At 64.5% G+C, this 14,693-nt stretch carries 14 protein-coding genes; 3 read left to right on the top strand and 11 right to left on the bottom strand.

The window, feature by feature from the left end; genetic code table 11:
- Window positions 1-76 precede the first annotated feature (76 nt).
- The 3 genes from rarD (at window position 77) to PCA20602_RS13980 (ending at window position 1,981) form a co-directional block, all read left to right on the top strand.
- Complete coding sequence (rarD, locus tag PCA20602_RS13990) at window positions 77-988, top strand: EamA family transporter RarD (protein ID WP_150721749.1); 912 nt, start codon at window positions 77-79, stop codon at window positions 986-988.
- A gap of 10 nt (window positions 989-998) precedes the next feature.
- Window positions 999-1,253: a lipoprotein gene (locus PCA20602_RS13985; RefSeq protein ID WP_150721748.1), complete on the top strand. Its 255-nt coding sequence runs from the start codon at window positions 999-1,001 to the stop codon at window positions 1,251-1,253.
- 266 nt (window positions 1,254-1,519) lie between these two features.
- Window positions 1,520-1,981 carry a universal stress protein gene (locus tag PCA20602_RS13980; protein ID WP_150721747.1) on the top strand — a complete coding sequence of 154 codons (462 nt, stop codon included), beginning with the start codon at window positions 1,520-1,522 and terminating at the stop codon, window positions 1,979-1,981.
- A gap of 156 nt (window positions 1,982-2,137) precedes the next feature.
- On the opposite strand, the gene PCA20602_RS13975 is transcribed toward PCA20602_RS13980, so the two are convergent.
- The 11 genes from PCA20602_RS13975 to gsiB all read right to left on the bottom strand — a co-directional run bounded on the left by PCA20602_RS13975 (window position 2,138) and on the right by gsiB (window position 14,550).
- The gene (locus PCA20602_RS13975; protein ID WP_246182160.1) at window positions 2,138-3,037 is read right to left on the bottom strand and encodes a carbohydrate ABC transporter permease; all 900 of its coding nucleotides are present in this window, start codon (window positions 3,035-3,037) and stop codon (window positions 2,138-2,140) included.
- A complete protein-coding gene (locus tag PCA20602_RS13970; protein ID WP_150721746.1) occupies window positions 3,034-3,909 on the bottom strand; it encodes a carbohydrate ABC transporter permease in 876 nt (291 codons plus the stop codon). The genes PCA20602_RS13975 and PCA20602_RS13970 overlap by 4 nt, the downstream gene beginning before the upstream one ends.
- Before the next feature lie 121 nt (window positions 3,910-4,030).
- Window positions 4,031-5,344 (bottom strand): ABC transporter substrate-binding protein, encoded by a 1,314-nt coding sequence (locus PCA20602_RS13965; protein ID WP_150721745.1) that lies wholly within the window; start codon window positions 5,342-5,344, stop codon window positions 4,031-4,033.
- On the bottom strand, window positions 5,238-6,470 hold the full coding sequence (locus tag PCA20602_RS13960; protein ID WP_150721744.1) for an ABC transporter ATP-binding protein: 1,233 nt from the start codon (window positions 6,468-6,470) through the stop codon (window positions 5,238-5,240). The genes PCA20602_RS13965 and PCA20602_RS13960 overlap by 107 nt, the downstream gene beginning before the upstream one ends.
- 307 nt (window positions 6,471-6,777) lie before the next feature.
- A complete protein-coding gene (locus tag PCA20602_RS13955) occupies window positions 6,778-7,647 on the bottom strand; it encodes an alpha/beta hydrolase (protein ID WP_150721743.1) in 870 nt (289 codons plus the stop codon).
- Window positions 7,648-7,649: 2 nt separating this feature from the next.
- Window positions 7,650-8,573, bottom strand: a complete 924-nt coding sequence (locus PCA20602_RS13950) for a DUF4118 domain-containing protein (protein WP_150721742.1) — start codon at window positions 8,571-8,573, stop codon at window positions 7,650-7,652.
- A 363-nt stretch (window positions 8,574-8,936) separates the two neighbouring features.
- A complete protein-coding gene (locus PCA20602_RS13945) occupies window positions 8,937-9,755 on the bottom strand; it encodes a M55 family metallopeptidase (RefSeq protein WP_150721741.1) in 819 nt (272 codons plus the stop codon).
- 97 nt (window positions 9,756-9,852) lie between these two features.
- On the bottom strand, window positions 9,853-10,983 hold the full coding sequence (locus tag PCA20602_RS13940; protein ID WP_150721740.1) for a DmpA family aminopeptidase: 1,131 nt from the start codon (window positions 10,981-10,983) through the stop codon (window positions 9,853-9,855).
- Window positions 10,984-11,003: 20 nt separating this feature from the next.
- Entirely contained in the window at window positions 11,004-11,918 is a 915-nt protein-coding gene (gene gsiD, locus PCA20602_RS13935; RefSeq protein ID WP_083254064.1) for a glutathione ABC transporter permease GsiD, read from the bottom strand.
- Between the two features lie 10 nt (window positions 11,919-11,928).
- Entirely contained in the window at window positions 11,929-12,849 is a 921-nt protein-coding gene (gene gsiC / locus PCA20602_RS13930; protein ID WP_069343448.1) for a glutathione ABC transporter permease GsiC, read from the bottom strand.
- 141 nt (window positions 12,850-12,990) lie between these two features.
- Complete coding sequence (gene gsiB, locus PCA20602_RS13925) at window positions 12,991-14,550, bottom strand: glutathione ABC transporter substrate-binding protein GsiB (RefSeq protein WP_150721739.1); 1,560 nt, start codon at window positions 14,548-14,550, stop codon at window positions 12,991-12,993.
- Window positions 14,551-14,693: the final 143 nt, after the last annotated feature.

Genomic DNA, 14,693 nt, shown 5'->3' with positions numbered 1-14,693 from the left:
GCCGTGCTCCGCCCCTATTTCGTCTCGCAGGCCCCGACCGTCCCATCGGTCCCCTCGTCTCTCTCATAGGACTCTCATGCTTTCCGGTCGCGGCGTGATGCTTTCCGTCTCGGCGTCGGTCATGTTTTCCGTCATGCCCGCGCTGGTGGCGCAGTTGGCGCCCCTCTCGGGGCTGGACGTCTTCGCCTGGCGTATCCTGCTCACCTTGCCCGGCACGCTGGTGATCGTCACGGCGCTGCGGCGCTGGGATGTACTCAGCCGTACCCTTTCCCACGTGCTGCATCGGCCGGCGCTGCTCGGCTCGGTGCTGCTCTGCGCGGCAATGCTTGCCATCCAGCTATGGCTCTTCGTCTGGGCGCCGCTACAGCAGCGCATGCTCGACGTATCGCTCGGCTACTTCCTCCTGCCGCTCACGATGGTGCTGGCGGGCCGCACCTTCTATAAGGAACGTCTGAGTCCGCTGCAAACGGCCGCAGTGGTCTTCGCGGCGTTCGGCGTGGCCCATGAACTATGGGTCACGCGCGCGCTCTCCTGGGTGACGGCCGTGATCATGTTCGGCTATCCCCCCTACTTCCTGCTGCGCCGCCGACTGCACCTCGACTCCCTGAGCGGTTTCATCATGGAGATGCTGGCGATGGCCCCGGTCGCCGTGTTCCTGATCTGGAGCACATGGACACAGAACGCCACGGTGCTCGCCGAGCCGCGCTTCTGGTTCTGGCTGCCGACGCTGGGCCTGCTCAGCGCCGGCGCGCTGGCGAGCACCTTCGCGGCTGCGCGCCTGCTGCCGATCGGCCTGTACGGCATTCTCGGCTACGTTGAACCGGTGCTGCTGTTTGCCGTCTCGATCGTCCTGCTCGGCGAGCCGTTCACCGCTCAGGGATTGGGGACTTACGTGCCGATCTGGATCGGCGTGGCGCTCATCGTGTTCGACAGCGTTCGCACGCTACGCCGTCAGCGAGCCGCGCGTTATACTCGTGAAAGCCTGTAAGACGACCACTATGAAAAATCTCGCCAAGATCGCCATTCTGCTTTCCTCGGGGCTTCTCACTGTTACGCTGTCCGCCTGCGGCTCGTCTGCTCCGCTGTTCACTCCGGACGGACGCCCCACCCAGCAAATCCAGTGCTCCGCGACCAATGCCGGAGACTGCGAGCAGCGCGCCCGCACCCAGTGCGCCCAGAAGGGCTACGACGTCCTCACGCGCGACGTGAACGGCAGCGTCGCCAATCTGGTGATCGCCTGCCGCCCGAACTGAGCCGGCCCTCACGACACGTTTTCATGACCGGCGCCGCCCCCCGCGTGCAAGTCCCGGCCGTTGGCATTACGATGCGTTATTGCGTGCGGTCAATTCCCGTGCATTGCGCGGGATGACTTCCTAAGCACGCAGTGCGAGAATGAAAATCGCCCCCGACGAATTGCCACAGGCCGGGCGCCGGGTCGTATTGACGCATTGCCAGTCCGGCGGAAGTCCGTGGCAAAACGCGAGCTTTCACGCATTTTCAGCCCCAAGAGGACACCATCATGTACGAACGCATTCTGGTTTCGATCGACGGCAGCACTCCCTCGAACCGAGCCATCGACGAAGCGGTCAAGCTCGTTGCACTCAGCCAGGGCAAGATTCGCCTGGTATCAGTAGTCCCATCGCTCGCCAACGCCTACGCCGCCGGCGCCTACAGCGGCTTCGTGCCGCTGGAAAGTCAGGAGTCGTTCGAGAAGGAAACGGACGAAATTCTCGCCAACGCGCAGGCCGATCTGAAGAAGCGCGGCGTCGATGCCGAGACGAAGATGATCACGCTCGAAGCCGGCACCGACGAAATCGCCGACGCCGTGCTGCGTGAAGCCCAGGAGTGGAACGCCGACGTGATCGTGCTCGGCACCCATGGCCGCCGTGGCATCAACCGCCTGCTGCTCGGCAGCGTGGCCGAAACGCTGCTGCGCATCACCACGGTGCCGGTGCTGCTCGTGAAAGCGGCCGACAAATAACTCTGGACGCTACGCACCTCAGCGTCTTCGCGAGCGGCGGCCCAGACAGTCCAGGCTGGACGAAAAGGCCGCTACGTCCGCCGACGATGACCCGTGAAACGGCACGCTCCCCAGCGTGCCGTTTTGCTTTGGGGCATCCGGCTGGGCAACGTCCGATCAGCGAATGCCAGCCCGCATGAACGACTGCACGAACTGACGCTGGAACAGCAGGAAGGCGACGAACAACGGCGCGGCCGTCATGAGCGTGGCCGCCGTAATGAGCGACCAGTCGATGCCCTGATCGGTCGCCGCGAACACTTGCAGGCCGACCGTGAGCGGGCGCGTCTGCACCGAGTTCGTCACGATCAGCGGCCAAAGGAAGTTGTTCCAGTGATGGCTGATCGACACCAGCGCATACGCCACATACACCGGGCGCGCGAGCGGCACATACACGCGCCACAGCACCTGCCACGCATTGGCGCCTTCGACGCGCGCCGCATCGTCCAGCTCGCGCGGCACAGTCTTGAACGCCTGACGCAACAGGAAGATGCCGAACGCCGACGCGAAATACGGCAATGCGATGCCGAGAATCGTGTCGCGCAGCCCCATCCATGCAATCGTGCGGTAGTTCTCGACGATCAGCACATCGGACATGACCATCAGTTGCAGCAGCACGATCATGAACGCCACTTCGCTGCCACGGAACGTGAAGCGGGCGAACGCGTAGGCCGCGAGCGTGGCAAGCACAAGCTGCGCGGCGAGAATCACCGTCACCAGAATGAACGTGTTGACGAGATAACGCCCGAACGGCGCCGCCTGCCACGCATTGACGAAGTTCTCCAGCGTGAGCGGCGCACTCAGCGAGAAGCGTGTGGCGTACGCCGACGGATGGAACGCGCTCCACACCGCATACAGCAGCGGCAGCAACCACAGCAGACCGAGCAGCCAGGCGCCGGTGACGTCGAGCAGATTCGCGTGACCCGTCGCGCTGAAGGCGGGGAGCGAGGATCGCGCGCCACGCGCCTCGTCGGGCGCCGTCGCCTGCGCAGCGGAGGTCGTATTGGCGGAGGTCGTCATTGATAGTGCGTGCGTGAGTCGAGCAGACGGAATTTCACGAAGGCGACAATAGCGAGCAGCGTGAGCAGCACCACCGTCAGCGCCGCCGCGTACGACGTGTCCCAGAAGCTGAACGCCACCTGATAGACGTAATAGAGCAGCAGTTGGGTCGCGTTATCGGGTCCGCCGCGCGTCATGACCACCACGTGATCGACCAGACGGAACGCGTTGATTACCGCATTGATCACCACGAACACGGTCGTGGGCATGAGCAGCGGCCATTGCACGCGCCGGAAGAACTGCCAGCGCGACGCGCCTTCGAGGGCCGCCGCCTCGGCGAGCGTCGGTGATATCTGCTGCAACGCCGCCAGATAGAAGATCATGAAGAACCCGGCTTCCTTCCAGATCGTCACGATCATCAGCGCAGGCAACGCAGTGCCCGGCTGACCGAGCCAGTTGTGGTCGCCCCAGCCGAGCGCCTGCGTGATCTGCGCCACAAGGCCGTACTGCGGCGTATAGAAAAAGAGCCAGATGTTCGCCACCGCGATCATCGGCAGAATGGCGGGCGTGAAGTACGCGAGGCGCAGCAGCGCGCGCCCCGGCACCTGACGATGCACCCACAGCGCCATCACGATCGACAGCACGATGGCGGCGGGCACGGTAATCAATGCGAACAGCACGTTGTTGCGCAACGCCTGCCAGAACACCGGATCGTCGAGCAGCAACTGATAGTTTTCGGCGCCGACGAACACCGACGGCGCGCCTGCGCGAGCCGTCGAAAAGACGCTGTGCCACAACGTGGCGACGGCCGGATAGTGGGTGAAGGCGACGAGCAGCAGCAACGCCGGTAACAGCAGCAGCCAGGGCACCCAGGAGGCGGAGGGACGGTTCATCGGCGGTCCATCGATTCTGCACCGGTCGCCGCACGCTGACTGCCGTACGACGACCGGTTGCTACGAGACTAAGGTGTTGCGGTAAGACTTGTCAGCGAGGCTCAGGGAGACTCAGGGAGATTCAGCGCGCATACGGACGCAGAATGCGATCGGCTTCGCGTTGCGCGTCGTCGAGCGCCTGCTTCGGCGACTTGGTGCCCGTCACCGCGGCCTGAATGGCGTCGTTGAGCGACTTCGTCACACGCTGGTTGTCGTGCGTCGAGAACTCCGCCACGCTCACGCTCAGTTGGTCACGCGCCACGGCTGCCGCCGGCACCTTCTGCACGTACTGCTTCATCGCCGGGGTGTCCCACGCGGCCGGCGTCACGGCGACGTAACCCGTGTCGATGCCGAACTGTGCGGCACGCTCAGGCGTGGTGGCCCACTTGATGAACGTCATCGCGGCCTGCTTTTCTTCCGGCGTCGACTTCTTGAAGACGTAGAAGTTGCCGCCGCCCGTCGGGCTGCCGCCACGCACCTTGGCCGGCATCTTGCCCACGCCGAACGGGAACGTGGCGTTGGTGCGAATGTTGGTCAGGTTGCCCGTCGTCGTGTAGACGATGGCGGCCTTCTTCTCGAGGAAGTCCTTCGGCGTAGTGCCCCACTCGATCGAGCCCGTCGGCATGACCTTGTACTTCGTCGTCAGATCGACCCAGTATTGCAGCGACTGCACGGCCTGCGGCGCGTTGAGGAACGTCTTCGTACCGGCCGGGTTCATCAGCTCGATACCGGCCGGCGTAGTGAACGCCTGGAACAGCCAGTAGGCGAAGCCGACGGACGGCACCTTGATGCCCCACTGCGTGACGTTGCCCGACGCATCGCGCCTGGTGAGCTTCTGTGCGTAGCTCACGAGCTCGTCCCAGTTCGCCGGTGCGTGATCCGGGTCGAGACCGGCTTCGCGGAAGGCGTCCTTGTTCCAGTACATCACGATGGTCGAACGCTGGAACGGCACGCCCCACGTGTGGCCGTTGATGCGCGAGTTGAGCATCAGCGCGGGGTAGAAGCCGTCGAGCCATTGCTTGTCGGCCGGCGTGTTCGCAATGCTGTCGATCGGCACCACGGCGTCTTCGTCGATGAGCGTGAAGACGTCGGCCGCAGCCAGCACGGCCAGTTGCGGCGGGGTGCCGGCCTTCGCGGCCGTCAGCGCCTTGACCACGGAATCCTGATACGACCCCGCGTACACCGGCTTGATCTTGATGCTCGGATGATCCTTCTCGAAGTCCGCCACCAGATCGTTAATGATCTTCGTGACCGGACCGCCAATGGCGACCGGATAGTAAAACTGAAGCTCAACCCGCTTCTGTTGCGCGAAGACCGGGCTGCTCAGGCCGCCCAATGACACTGCGGCGGCCGTTGCCAGCCCCGCCGCAAACGTTTTCAGAATCGTGCGTCGCATTTCCCTGGATTCCCCGTGTAAGCGTGGTGGTGATGTGTTCTGCGGGCGCCGTGGCCGTTGTCGTATCCGCCATGCGCATGCCCGACGTCGCATCGAACAGATGCTGATCGGCGGCGTCCCATTGGAGCCCGATGGCGTCGCCCGGCAGGACTGGCCGGTGACCCGGCACGCGCGTGGCGATCTCGCCCGCGTCGCCCAGCGTGCAGGCGACGAGCGTGTCGGCCCCCAGATATTCGACGGCGCTCACCTTGGCGAGCACGGCGCCCACGGACGTGGGCGCCACCGCACGCACGTGCTCCGGGCGCAGGCCGAGCCATGCGCTGTCGAGCTGACCGGCCGGGGCCAACGCCGGGCCGGTCTGACCGGCGGGTACGAGCGCGTCGGTGTGACGCACGAGACGCAGCAACTGCATCGGCGGCGTGCCGATGAAGCTCGCGGCAAAGCGCGTCGACGGTGTGGCGTAAAGCGTGTGAGGTGCGCCGCGCTGCTCGATGCGACCGTTGCGCAGCAGCACGACCTGATCGGCCATGCTCATCGCCTCGGTCTGATCGTGCGTCACGTAGATGAGCGTCATGCCGAGTTGCTGTTGCAGCGCGCGAATTTCGCGGCGCATCTCCTGACGCAGTTGCGCATCGAGATTCGACAGCGGTTCGTCCATCAGGCACACGGACGTCTCGGCGATCACCGCGCGGCCCAGCGCCACACGCTGCTGCTGTCCGCCGGAGAGTTGCGACGGCTTGCGATCCAGATACGGCTCCAGCCCGAGCAGCGACGCCACGCGCGCCAGACGCTGCGGATAATCGCGCGTCGGCTCACGACGCACGCGCAGGCCGAACAGCAGGTTTTCGCGTACGGAAAGATGTGGGAACAACGCGTAGGACTGGAACACCATCGACAGCTTGCGACGCGCCGGCGGCAAGGCCGTCACGTCGTCGTCGCCCAACAGAATGCGTCCACTTGTCGGCGTGTCGAGACCCGCGATCATGCGCAGCAACGTCGACTTGCCGCACCCCGACGGGCCGAGCAGCACCACGAGCGAGCCTGCGTCGGCGGTGAAACTCACGTCCTGAAGCGCGTGCGTGTCTCCCCACTGCTTGCTGACGGATTCGATGACGAGCGATGACATGACCTGGTGTGCACTGCGCCGTGCCGAGCGTGATCGGATCGACGTCTGGATCGGAAAACCCAGACCTTAACCGGCCATCGATGGCAGTTTGATGACATCGTGTGCATCAATACCGGCGCGGCTCACAAGACCGTCAGATATCAGGCCGACGTCAGGCGACCGGATACCGACATCGTTCGCGGAGGATGAGAATTTAGGGATACGAACGACGCGCTTTCGCGATCACACGACCACGAAAAAACGTCATGGGAAGACGGGGGCGGGACTGGCGCCAGATCGCCCGCCCTCGCCCCTGGAGATGCACCGTTCAGGCAGCGACCTGACGACGCCTGGCGCGCAGCAGCGCCTTGGAGATGATGCGCGTTTCGGACGTGGCGCCGCCGGTGCGACGCGCGACGGCGTCGCGGAAGAAGCGGCGCGTCTCGTCGGCAACGGTCTCACGCTCGTTATCCATCGTGAGGATGTGATAGCTCTCGCCGAGCAGGCACTTCTGCTTCACGTCGGACGACACGCCCTGGTAGACGATACGCGCGTTGTGCGGGCTGGCCGTATCGTCGTCCACCGCATGCACGATCAGACAGTCTGCCGTGACGCGATCGAGCCGGTTGCGCACGTGAGAGGCGAGCCGGCGCGCGTTGTACAAGTGCGCGATGGGCAGCGACGCCGAACCGATCTCGGAGGCGTCGTGCAGCGACATCGACTTCTGCACCCGGGCCCGCAACGCTTCGTTCTTCAGCCCGAACGGCGCCTTCTCGTAATAGCGATAGCGATGGCCGAACGGCAGGTGGTACAGCAAATCGAGCAGCGGATACGCCAACGGAATGGTCCAGCCGTCGTACACCAGCGTGACGGCCAGCACCGAGATGGCCGCGACATCGGGCTCCTCTTCGGCCACCGCGAGCGCGAGCGTCGCGCCCATGCTCAGGCCGCACAGCGATACGGTCTGGTGGGTATCGCGCAGTTCGCGGTATTTCACGCGCGCCGCGGCGATCCACTCGCGCCAGTGGGTGCACGGCGCGCCGAGGCCGTAACCCTCGATGTGCGGCACCGACACGGTGTAGCCGTCGCGATGCAGCGCCTTGGCGACCGGACGCATTTCGAGCGGCGTGCTCGAGAGCCCCGGCAGCAGCAGCACGGCATGCTCGCCGCCTTTGTAGAAGATGTCTTGTTGAAACATGATCAAACCCCGCCACAGACGCCAGGCGTCTGCATAACTTCAAGCTTGTCGGCTGCGTTGGCCGTGGAAGACGTAGTAGAGGCACTGGCCGGTACGACCGCATGCAACGGCGTGACCGTATTCACCGGGCGCACCGTCGGCCCTGCATGCAGACGCAGGATCACATACGTGCCGACATGAGCGCGGAAGTGCTGCAACTCGCAGTGAATCATGTCGAAGTCGCCATCGTGCATGCGCACCCGCAGGTTGTAGGCGCCCGGCGGCGGCAGCTCGCCTTCCACCGAGAACAACCCCGCCAGACGTTGCGCGTCTTCCGGGTGCAATAACGCGCGCAGTCCGTCGCGCTGGACGACATCCGGCGACACGCCCGTCTCGCGACGAAAATGCTCGTCGATGAATTGGTAGTGCGTGGCCGGGTTGGCCAGATAGAAGATCGAGTCGAGGTGTTTCGTCAGATAGGTCATGAGCGCATTGCCCAACTGCACCGAATCCGACAGCACCATGCGCTCGTTCTCGGCGCGCAGCAGCATTTCGTAACGCGTCTGGGCGACTTCCGCGAGAAGCTCGGCGCGGTACTGCGCGCGACGCAGGCGCTCGATGAGGGCCACCGCCAACGGCGTGATGAGCATGAAGCCCGCGACGATCAGCACGTCCCGACGATCGAGCTCCGCGATGTCGCGAAACGGCGGCACGAAGAAGAAGTCGAAAATCGGGATGCTCACGATCATCGCCATGATGGCGGGTCCCAGCCCCCAGGTGAATTCGACGATGATGGCCGCGCAGACGAAAAAGACGCCCGGCATCGAGTGATCGAGCACCGGATGCAGGAGGCTGCGAACAAGAAACGCAGCAAGTACCACCATGAGTGCGCCGACGTAGCGTTTCGCGCCGGGCTCCGCCCAACGTCGGGCGTTTCTGATATCCATGATTCACCGCCGACTTCGCTGCCGACGCTCAATAAACCGTTACGGCACCCATAGTGCGGTGCTGCTGTTACAAAATATTACGGATTATCGCACGTCCGACCTTGACGACTTGAGGATGTGAACCCTGAGAAAGTCGCGCCGCAACAACATGGAAAACGCAGATCCAGCACTGGCGCGCCTCAGCGGGCAGCGCCGGATCGGTTGACAGGGAAATACCGGTGACAAAACTCGACAAAACCCTGCAAACCAACAGGTTACGGCGCCCTTTTGAGGGGGGCGTCACACGTTTGCAGGATCAAAAATCCGTCTTACGGCCGATTTCAGTCCACCCTTCGAGCGATGGCGGACGGCCGCGAGTCCGGCTTACCGCAGCATGAATGACATGGCGGACAGGCAGTTGAGCACTCGAACGGCCGCCTCCACGCTGGGCGCGACGTATTGCAGGGTGACACCGTCCACGCGTTCGAGCGTCGGCCACTGGCAGAACAGGTCTGCAAGCGCCGTGCTCTGCGCTTGCAGACGCACTTCGACCGGGGTCTCGACCTTGTAGGCATGCCATTTGCGCGAGTCTTCGAGCGACGCCTTCGCCGCCTCCCGGATCAGCTCGCACGATTGCGACGGGCTGAGCGTCATGCCGCTGCCCTGCCCCCACGCCGCTTTCGTCTGCACGAAATGCGCAGAGGGGAAGATCAACTGCGTTTCTTCGCAGAAGACGTCGTCGCCGCTGGCCATGACCATCGGCACGCCCCGCTCACCGGCGAGCGCGCCATACAGCATGGCCTCGCTCGCCTCCACGCCACCCAGCCACACGCGGGCAAAGGCGAAGCTGTTGATCGTGTGCGCCAGGATGCCCGCACTCTGGGCTTTGCCGTGATAGCCGATCATGAAAAGCGCGTCGCACCCGGCTTCCACCCCGGCGACCATGCCGAGATAGCGCGGTTTGCCCAGCACCAGACGCGCGCGCGGATCGAGTTCGTCCGGCAGCAGGTTACGAAAGCCGCCGTGCGAGTCGTTGACCATCACTTCGGTCGCCCCGCCCGCGAAGGCGCCCTCGACGGCGGCGTTGGCTTCGCGCGTCATCCAGCGGCGCGCGCGTTCATACTCGCCGTTACCAGCGCGCGTCTGTTCGGCGTGGAAGACGCCCGCGACGCCTTCGATATCGGTGGAGATCAGAATTCGCATAGTGTCGTGTCGATAGAGTCGTAAGGGGCTACGGGAGCGTCGCCATGCCGGCGTTTTGACGGGACAGACCGTGGCCGCGCCCGATGACAGCCCTCGATTAAAGCGCCGCCCAGTCGGGCAGCACGTCGGCGAGCGCGCGCCGCACATGACCGTCGCGCCCGAGCACGGACTCGGCTGCGAACAGCGCGTGCAGAATGGCCTGCTCGGTGGCGTCGGCCGTCGCCTGAAAAATGGGGTCGAGCAATGCGTCGGGGACCAGCGCCGCAGGCGCCACCCGCCCCATCGCGTCGTGACTTACCGTATAGCCGGTCGTGAATGCGAGCGCAACGTCGCCGCTGCCATGACCATAGACGGAACCGGTGCGCGCCAGTCCGGCGCCAGTACGCGTGGCGACGCGACGCAGCTGCCGCGCGTCGAGCGGCGCGTCGGTGGCCACCAGCATGATGATCGAACCGCGCTCGGGCGCCGCGCTTTGCTCAGGCTGCGCGAGGCGCTCGTCGAGCACCGGCCCGACGTGACGCCCGGCAATCGTCAGTTGTGACGGGCGGCCAAAGTTGGAGAGCACCAGCACGCCGACCGTGAACGTGGCCCCGGCCGTTTCCACGACCCGCGACGCGGAGCCGATGCCCCCCTTCAGTCCGAAACTGGACATGCCGCGTCCGGCGCCGACCGCGCCCTGCGCAAAATCGGACGATGCGCTCGCCAGCGCCTGCGCGTAATCCGCTTCAGTAACGGCGAACGTCTGCATGTCGTTCAGATAGCCGTCGTTGCACTCGAACACCGTGGGGTTCAGCGAGGGCGCGCCCCGCCCGATGCCCGGATTCGCTGCAATGGCTGCGCGTAGCTGGCCAAGTACGACATGGCTGACGGAGAAGGTATTGGTGAGCGCCAGCGGCGCTTCGACGACGCCCAGTTCGTCGATCTGCATCAGACCCACGCTCTTGCCGAAGCCGTTGATGACCGCAGCGCCCGCAGGGATCTTGGTACGAAACGGATCCCATTGCGTGCTCGGCGCCGACGCCCCGGGGGCCGCGCCGCCGGGATCCATCGTCGTGGCGGGCGTCGGACAGACGACAGTGACGCCCGTTTGGACCGGCCCGTCGGCGAGCGTCACGTGTCCGACGAAAACACCCGGCACGTCCGAGATGGCATCGCGCGGCCCGGCGGGCAGCAGCCCGACGTGGGGGGCGCCGAACGAGGCTTCGCGAAAGTCTGACGGGGGGATCATTTCGCGCTCCTGCGGGGTCATCAATGCCGGTCGAGCTTCGGATCGAGCGCGTCGCGCAGGCCGTCGCCGAGCAGGTTGAAAGCGAGCACGGTCAGGAAAATGGCCAGGCTCGGGAAGATGGCGATGTGCGGCGCGTTGACCATGTCGGCGCGCGCTTCGTTGAGCATCGCGCCCCACTCCGGCGTAGGCGGTTGCGCGCCCAGCCCCAGGAACGACAGACTCGCCGCCGTGATGATCGACGTACCGATACGCATCGAGAAGTACACGACGATGGACGACACCGTGCCCGGCAGAATGTGCCGCATGATGATCGTCCAGTCCGACGCCCCGATGGAGCGCGCCGCCTCGATATACGTCAGATGCTTGAGCACCAGCGTGTTGCCGCGCACGAGCCGCGCGAATGCCGGAATCGAGAAGATGGCCACGGCCACGATCACGTTGATCATGCCGTTACCCAGCACGGCCACCACACCGATGGCGAGCAGAATGCCCGGGAAGGCGAACAGCACGTCGGAGATACGCATGACGATGCGGTCCCACCAGCCTTCGTAGTATCCCGCCAGCAGGCCCAGCACCGTGCCGATCACCGCGCCGAGGGCCACGGAGCCGAAGCCGGCGGCCAGCGAGATGCGCGTGCCCGCGAGCACACGGCTGAAGATGTCGCGTCCGAGCGAATCCACGCCGAACCAGTGCTTCGCGGACGGCCCGGCGTTCAGGGCGTCGTAGTCGAAGAAGTTCTCCGGATCGAACGGCACGAGGTGCGGCGCGAGGATCGCAATGACGACCAGCACCAGCACGAAGGCGCCTGCAACCATCGCGATGTGCTGCTTCTTGAATTTGCGCCAGAATTCGCGCCACGGCGTGCGCACGCGATTGCCGCCGGCGGCCGCCGCAGTGGCCGTCGTCGGTTGGGTTGTCGGTTGGCTTGCGCTCATGATGCGTGCCTCACTTGTAGCGAATGGTCGGGTTGATGACGGCGTACAGCACGTCGACCACGAGGTTGATCAGAATGAACTCAAGCGAGAACAACAGCACCAGCGCCTGAATCACCGGATAGTCGCGCATCTCGACCGAGTCGATCAGCAGGCGTCCGAGTCCGGGCCAGTTGAATACCACCTCGACGACGATCGAGCCGCCGAGCAGGAAGCCGAACTGCAACCCCATCATCGTGACGACGGGGATCATGGCGTTGCGCAGTGCATGCTTGAACACCACGCGCATTTCGTTGAGCCCCTTGGCGCGGGCCGTGCGCACGAAGTCTTCGTGCAGCACTTCGACGAACGCCGAGCGTGTGAAGCGGGCCATCACGGCGGCCACCGCCGCGCCCAGCGTGATCGAGGGCAGGATGTAGCTCTTCCACGAATCGGCGCCGATAGTCGGCAGCCAGCCGAGCTGCACCGAGAAAATCTGCATCAGCAACATGCCCAGCGCGAACGCAGGGAACGAGATGCCCGAGACCGCGAAGGTCATGCCGAGCCGGTCGGGCCAGCGGTTGCGCCAGACGGCAGACGCCACGCCGAGCCCCATGCCGATCACCACCGACCAGATCATGCTCACCAGCGTGAGCCACAGCGTCGGCATGAAGCGGCTGGAGATTTCCTCCGAGACCGGTTGCTTGCTACGCATCGACAGACCGAAGTCGCCGCGCACCGCGTGCGTGATGAAGGTCGTGAACTGGGTCAGCAGCGGCTTGTCGAGGCCGAGATCCTGGCGCACCAGCGCCACGGTCGCCTCGTCTGCCTGCGGACCGGCCGCCAGACGCGCCGGATCGCCCGGCAACATGTGCACGAAGCCGAACACCAGCACTGCCACGATCAGCAGCGTGGGGATCAGGCCGAGCAGGCGTTTGAGAAAGTAATTGAGCATCGCAGTCTTGCCGAACGTCTTGCCTAAACCATGTCTTGCGGTAGACCGCGCCGTCGGCCGGAGCCGGCGGCGCGGGGAACATCACACTCGCAGGCCATCGCCGTCCCCCGACCATTGACGGGGGCGCGATGGGTCCGGCGATTACTTCATCGAGATATCGGTGAAGTTGAACGAGCCGTCAGGCATCGTGTACACGCCCGACAGGTTCTTGTTACGTGCGTACAGCAGCTTTTCCGTCACGAGGAACGCCCACGGCGCATCGTTCCAGATCTTCTGTTGGGCGTCCGTGTACAGCTTGGTCTTCTCTGCACGGTCGGTCGTCAGCAGCGCCTTGTTGAAGTCGGCGTCAACGGCCTCGTTCTTGTAATAGGCGGTGTTGAAGAGCTTCGGCGGGAACGACTCCGAGCTCAGCAGCGGACGCAGTGCCCAGTCGGCTTCGCCCGTCGACGACGACCAGCCCACGTAGTACATGCGCACCGGCGCCTTGTCGGGATCCGGGGCCGATTCGACCAGCTCGACACGCTGACCGGCTTCGAGCGCGCGCACTTGCGCCTTGATGCCGACCTGCGCCAGTTGCTGCTGCACGAACTGGATCACCTTCTGCGCGGTGGTGTACGTGTAGGCCGACCACAGCGTGGTCTCGAAACCGTTCGGGTAACCGGCCTCCTTGAGCAGTTCCTTCGCCTTGGCCGGGTTATACGGCCACGGGCCGGTCTTGACCGCGAAGTCCACACCCTTCGGCACCACACCGTCGGCCGGGGTGGCGTAGCCCGCGAAGGCCACCTTCACCAGCGCTTCCTTGTTGATGGCGTAGTTGATGGCCTGACGCACACGCACGTCGTCGAACGGCTTCTGCTTCGTGTTGAAACTCACGTAGCGCTGAATGATCGACGGACCGGCGATCACGTCGACCTTGCCGCTGGCCTTCAGGCCGTCGGCCTGCTCATACGGCACCGGGAAGGCAAAACCCGCTTCGCCCGTCTGCATGACGGCCGCACGCGTGTTGTTGTCCACCACCGGCTTGAAGGTGATCGTGTCGACCTTCGGATAGCCCTTCTTCCAGTAGCCGTCGAACTTCTTCACCTTCACGTAATCGGTGCGGTTCCATTCGACGAACTCGAACGGGCCCGTGCCGACCGGGTGCGAGGCGATGTCCTTGCCGTACTTCTTCAGCGCTTCCGGCGAGATGATCACGGCCGACGGGTGCGCCAGCGTGTTGATGAACGGCGAGAACGCCTCCTTGAGCGTGAATTTCACCGTGTGCGCATCGACCGCTTCCGTCTTGGCGATTTCCTTGTACAGGTTGTAGCGCTTGAGCTTGTTGTCCGGGTTCGTCACGCGGTCGAAGTTCGCTTTCACGGCGGCGGCGTCGAAGGCCGTGCCGTCCTGGAACTTCACGCCCGACTTGAGCTTGATCGTGTAGACGAGGCCGTCCGGCGAGACCGTGTAGCTGTCAGCCAGCACGTTCACGAGCTTCATGTCCTTGTCGAAACCGAACATGCCTTCGTAGAACGACTTCGCGACCGCTTGCGACAGCGTGTCGTTGGCGTCGTACGGATCCATCGTCGTGAAGGTCGACTGCACGGCCATCACGACATCCTTGGCGGCGAACGCCGGAGCTGCGCCGAACACGGCGGACGCCACAGCGACGGACGCGAGCGCGGTTTTCCAGCGAGCGCCCAACAAAACGTTTTTCGACATCTGTCTTTCTCCTTCTGGTCTGACGGGGTCGCCGCGGGCCAGTCCTTCGACTGCGCCACTTGGCGGGCATTATGGCTACAACGAGACGTGCAACTTGGGTACTACCTGAAACTGCCGGGGACGCGAGTCCCCGGGTAATGCGA

This window comes from Pandoraea capi, assembly GCF_902459735.1.
Classification (GTDB): domain Bacteria; phylum Pseudomonadota; class Gammaproteobacteria; order Burkholderiales; family Burkholderiaceae; genus Pandoraea; species Pandoraea capi.
This window is presented reverse-complemented; position numbering and strand designations above follow the sequence as displayed.

Coding starts and splice junctions, on each gene's coding strand:
- PCA20602_RS13975 (WP_246182160.1), bottom strand. CDS start 3,037: ATGACGACCTCCGCCAATACGACCTCCGCTGCGCAGGCGACGGCGCCC.
- gsiC (WP_069343448.1), bottom strand. CDS start 12,849: ATGCTCAATTACTTTCTCAAACGCCTGCTCGGCCTGATCCCCACGCTG.
- PCA20602_RS13970 (WP_150721746.1), bottom strand. CDS start 3,909: ATGAACCGTCCCTCCGCCTCCTGGGTGCCCTGGCTGCTGCTGTTACCG.
- PCA20602_RS13945 (WP_150721741.1), bottom strand. CDS start 9,755: ATGCGAATTCTGATCTCCACCGATATCGAAGGCGTCGCGGGCGTCTTC.
- PCA20602_RS13950 (WP_150721742.1), bottom strand. CDS start 8,573: ATGGATATCAGAAACGCCCGACGTTGGGCGGAGCCCGGCGCGAAACGC.
- PCA20602_RS13965 (WP_150721745.1), bottom strand. CDS start 5,344: ATGCGACGCACGATTCTGAAAACGTTTGCGGCGGGGCTGGCAACGGCC.
- PCA20602_RS13960 (WP_150721744.1), bottom strand. CDS start 6,470: ATGTCATCGCTCGTCATCGAATCCGTCAGCAAGCAGTGGGGAGACACG.
- PCA20602_RS13940 (WP_150721740.1), bottom strand. CDS start 10,983: ATGATCCCCCCGTCAGACTTTCGCGAAGCCTCGTTCGGCGCCCCCCAC.
- gsiB (WP_150721739.1), bottom strand. CDS start 14,550: ATGTCGAAAAACGTTTTGTTGGGCGCTCGCTGGAAAACCGCGCTCGCG.
- PCA20602_RS13980 (WP_150721747.1), top strand. CDS start 1,520: ATGTACGAACGCATTCTGGTTTCGATCGACGGCAGCACTCCCTCGAAC.
- gsiD (WP_083254064.1), bottom strand. CDS start 11,918: ATGAGCGCAAGCCAACCGACAACCCAACCGACGACGGCCACTGCGGCG.
- PCA20602_RS13985 (WP_150721748.1), top strand. CDS start 999: ATGAAAAATCTCGCCAAGATCGCCATTCTGCTTTCCTCGGGGCTTCTC.
- PCA20602_RS13955 (WP_150721743.1), bottom strand. CDS start 7,647: ATGTTTCAACAAGACATCTTCTACAAAGGCGGCGAGCATGCCGTGCTG.
- rarD (WP_150721749.1), top strand. CDS start 77: ATGCTTTCCGGTCGCGGCGTGATGCTTTCCGTCTCGGCGTCGGTCATG.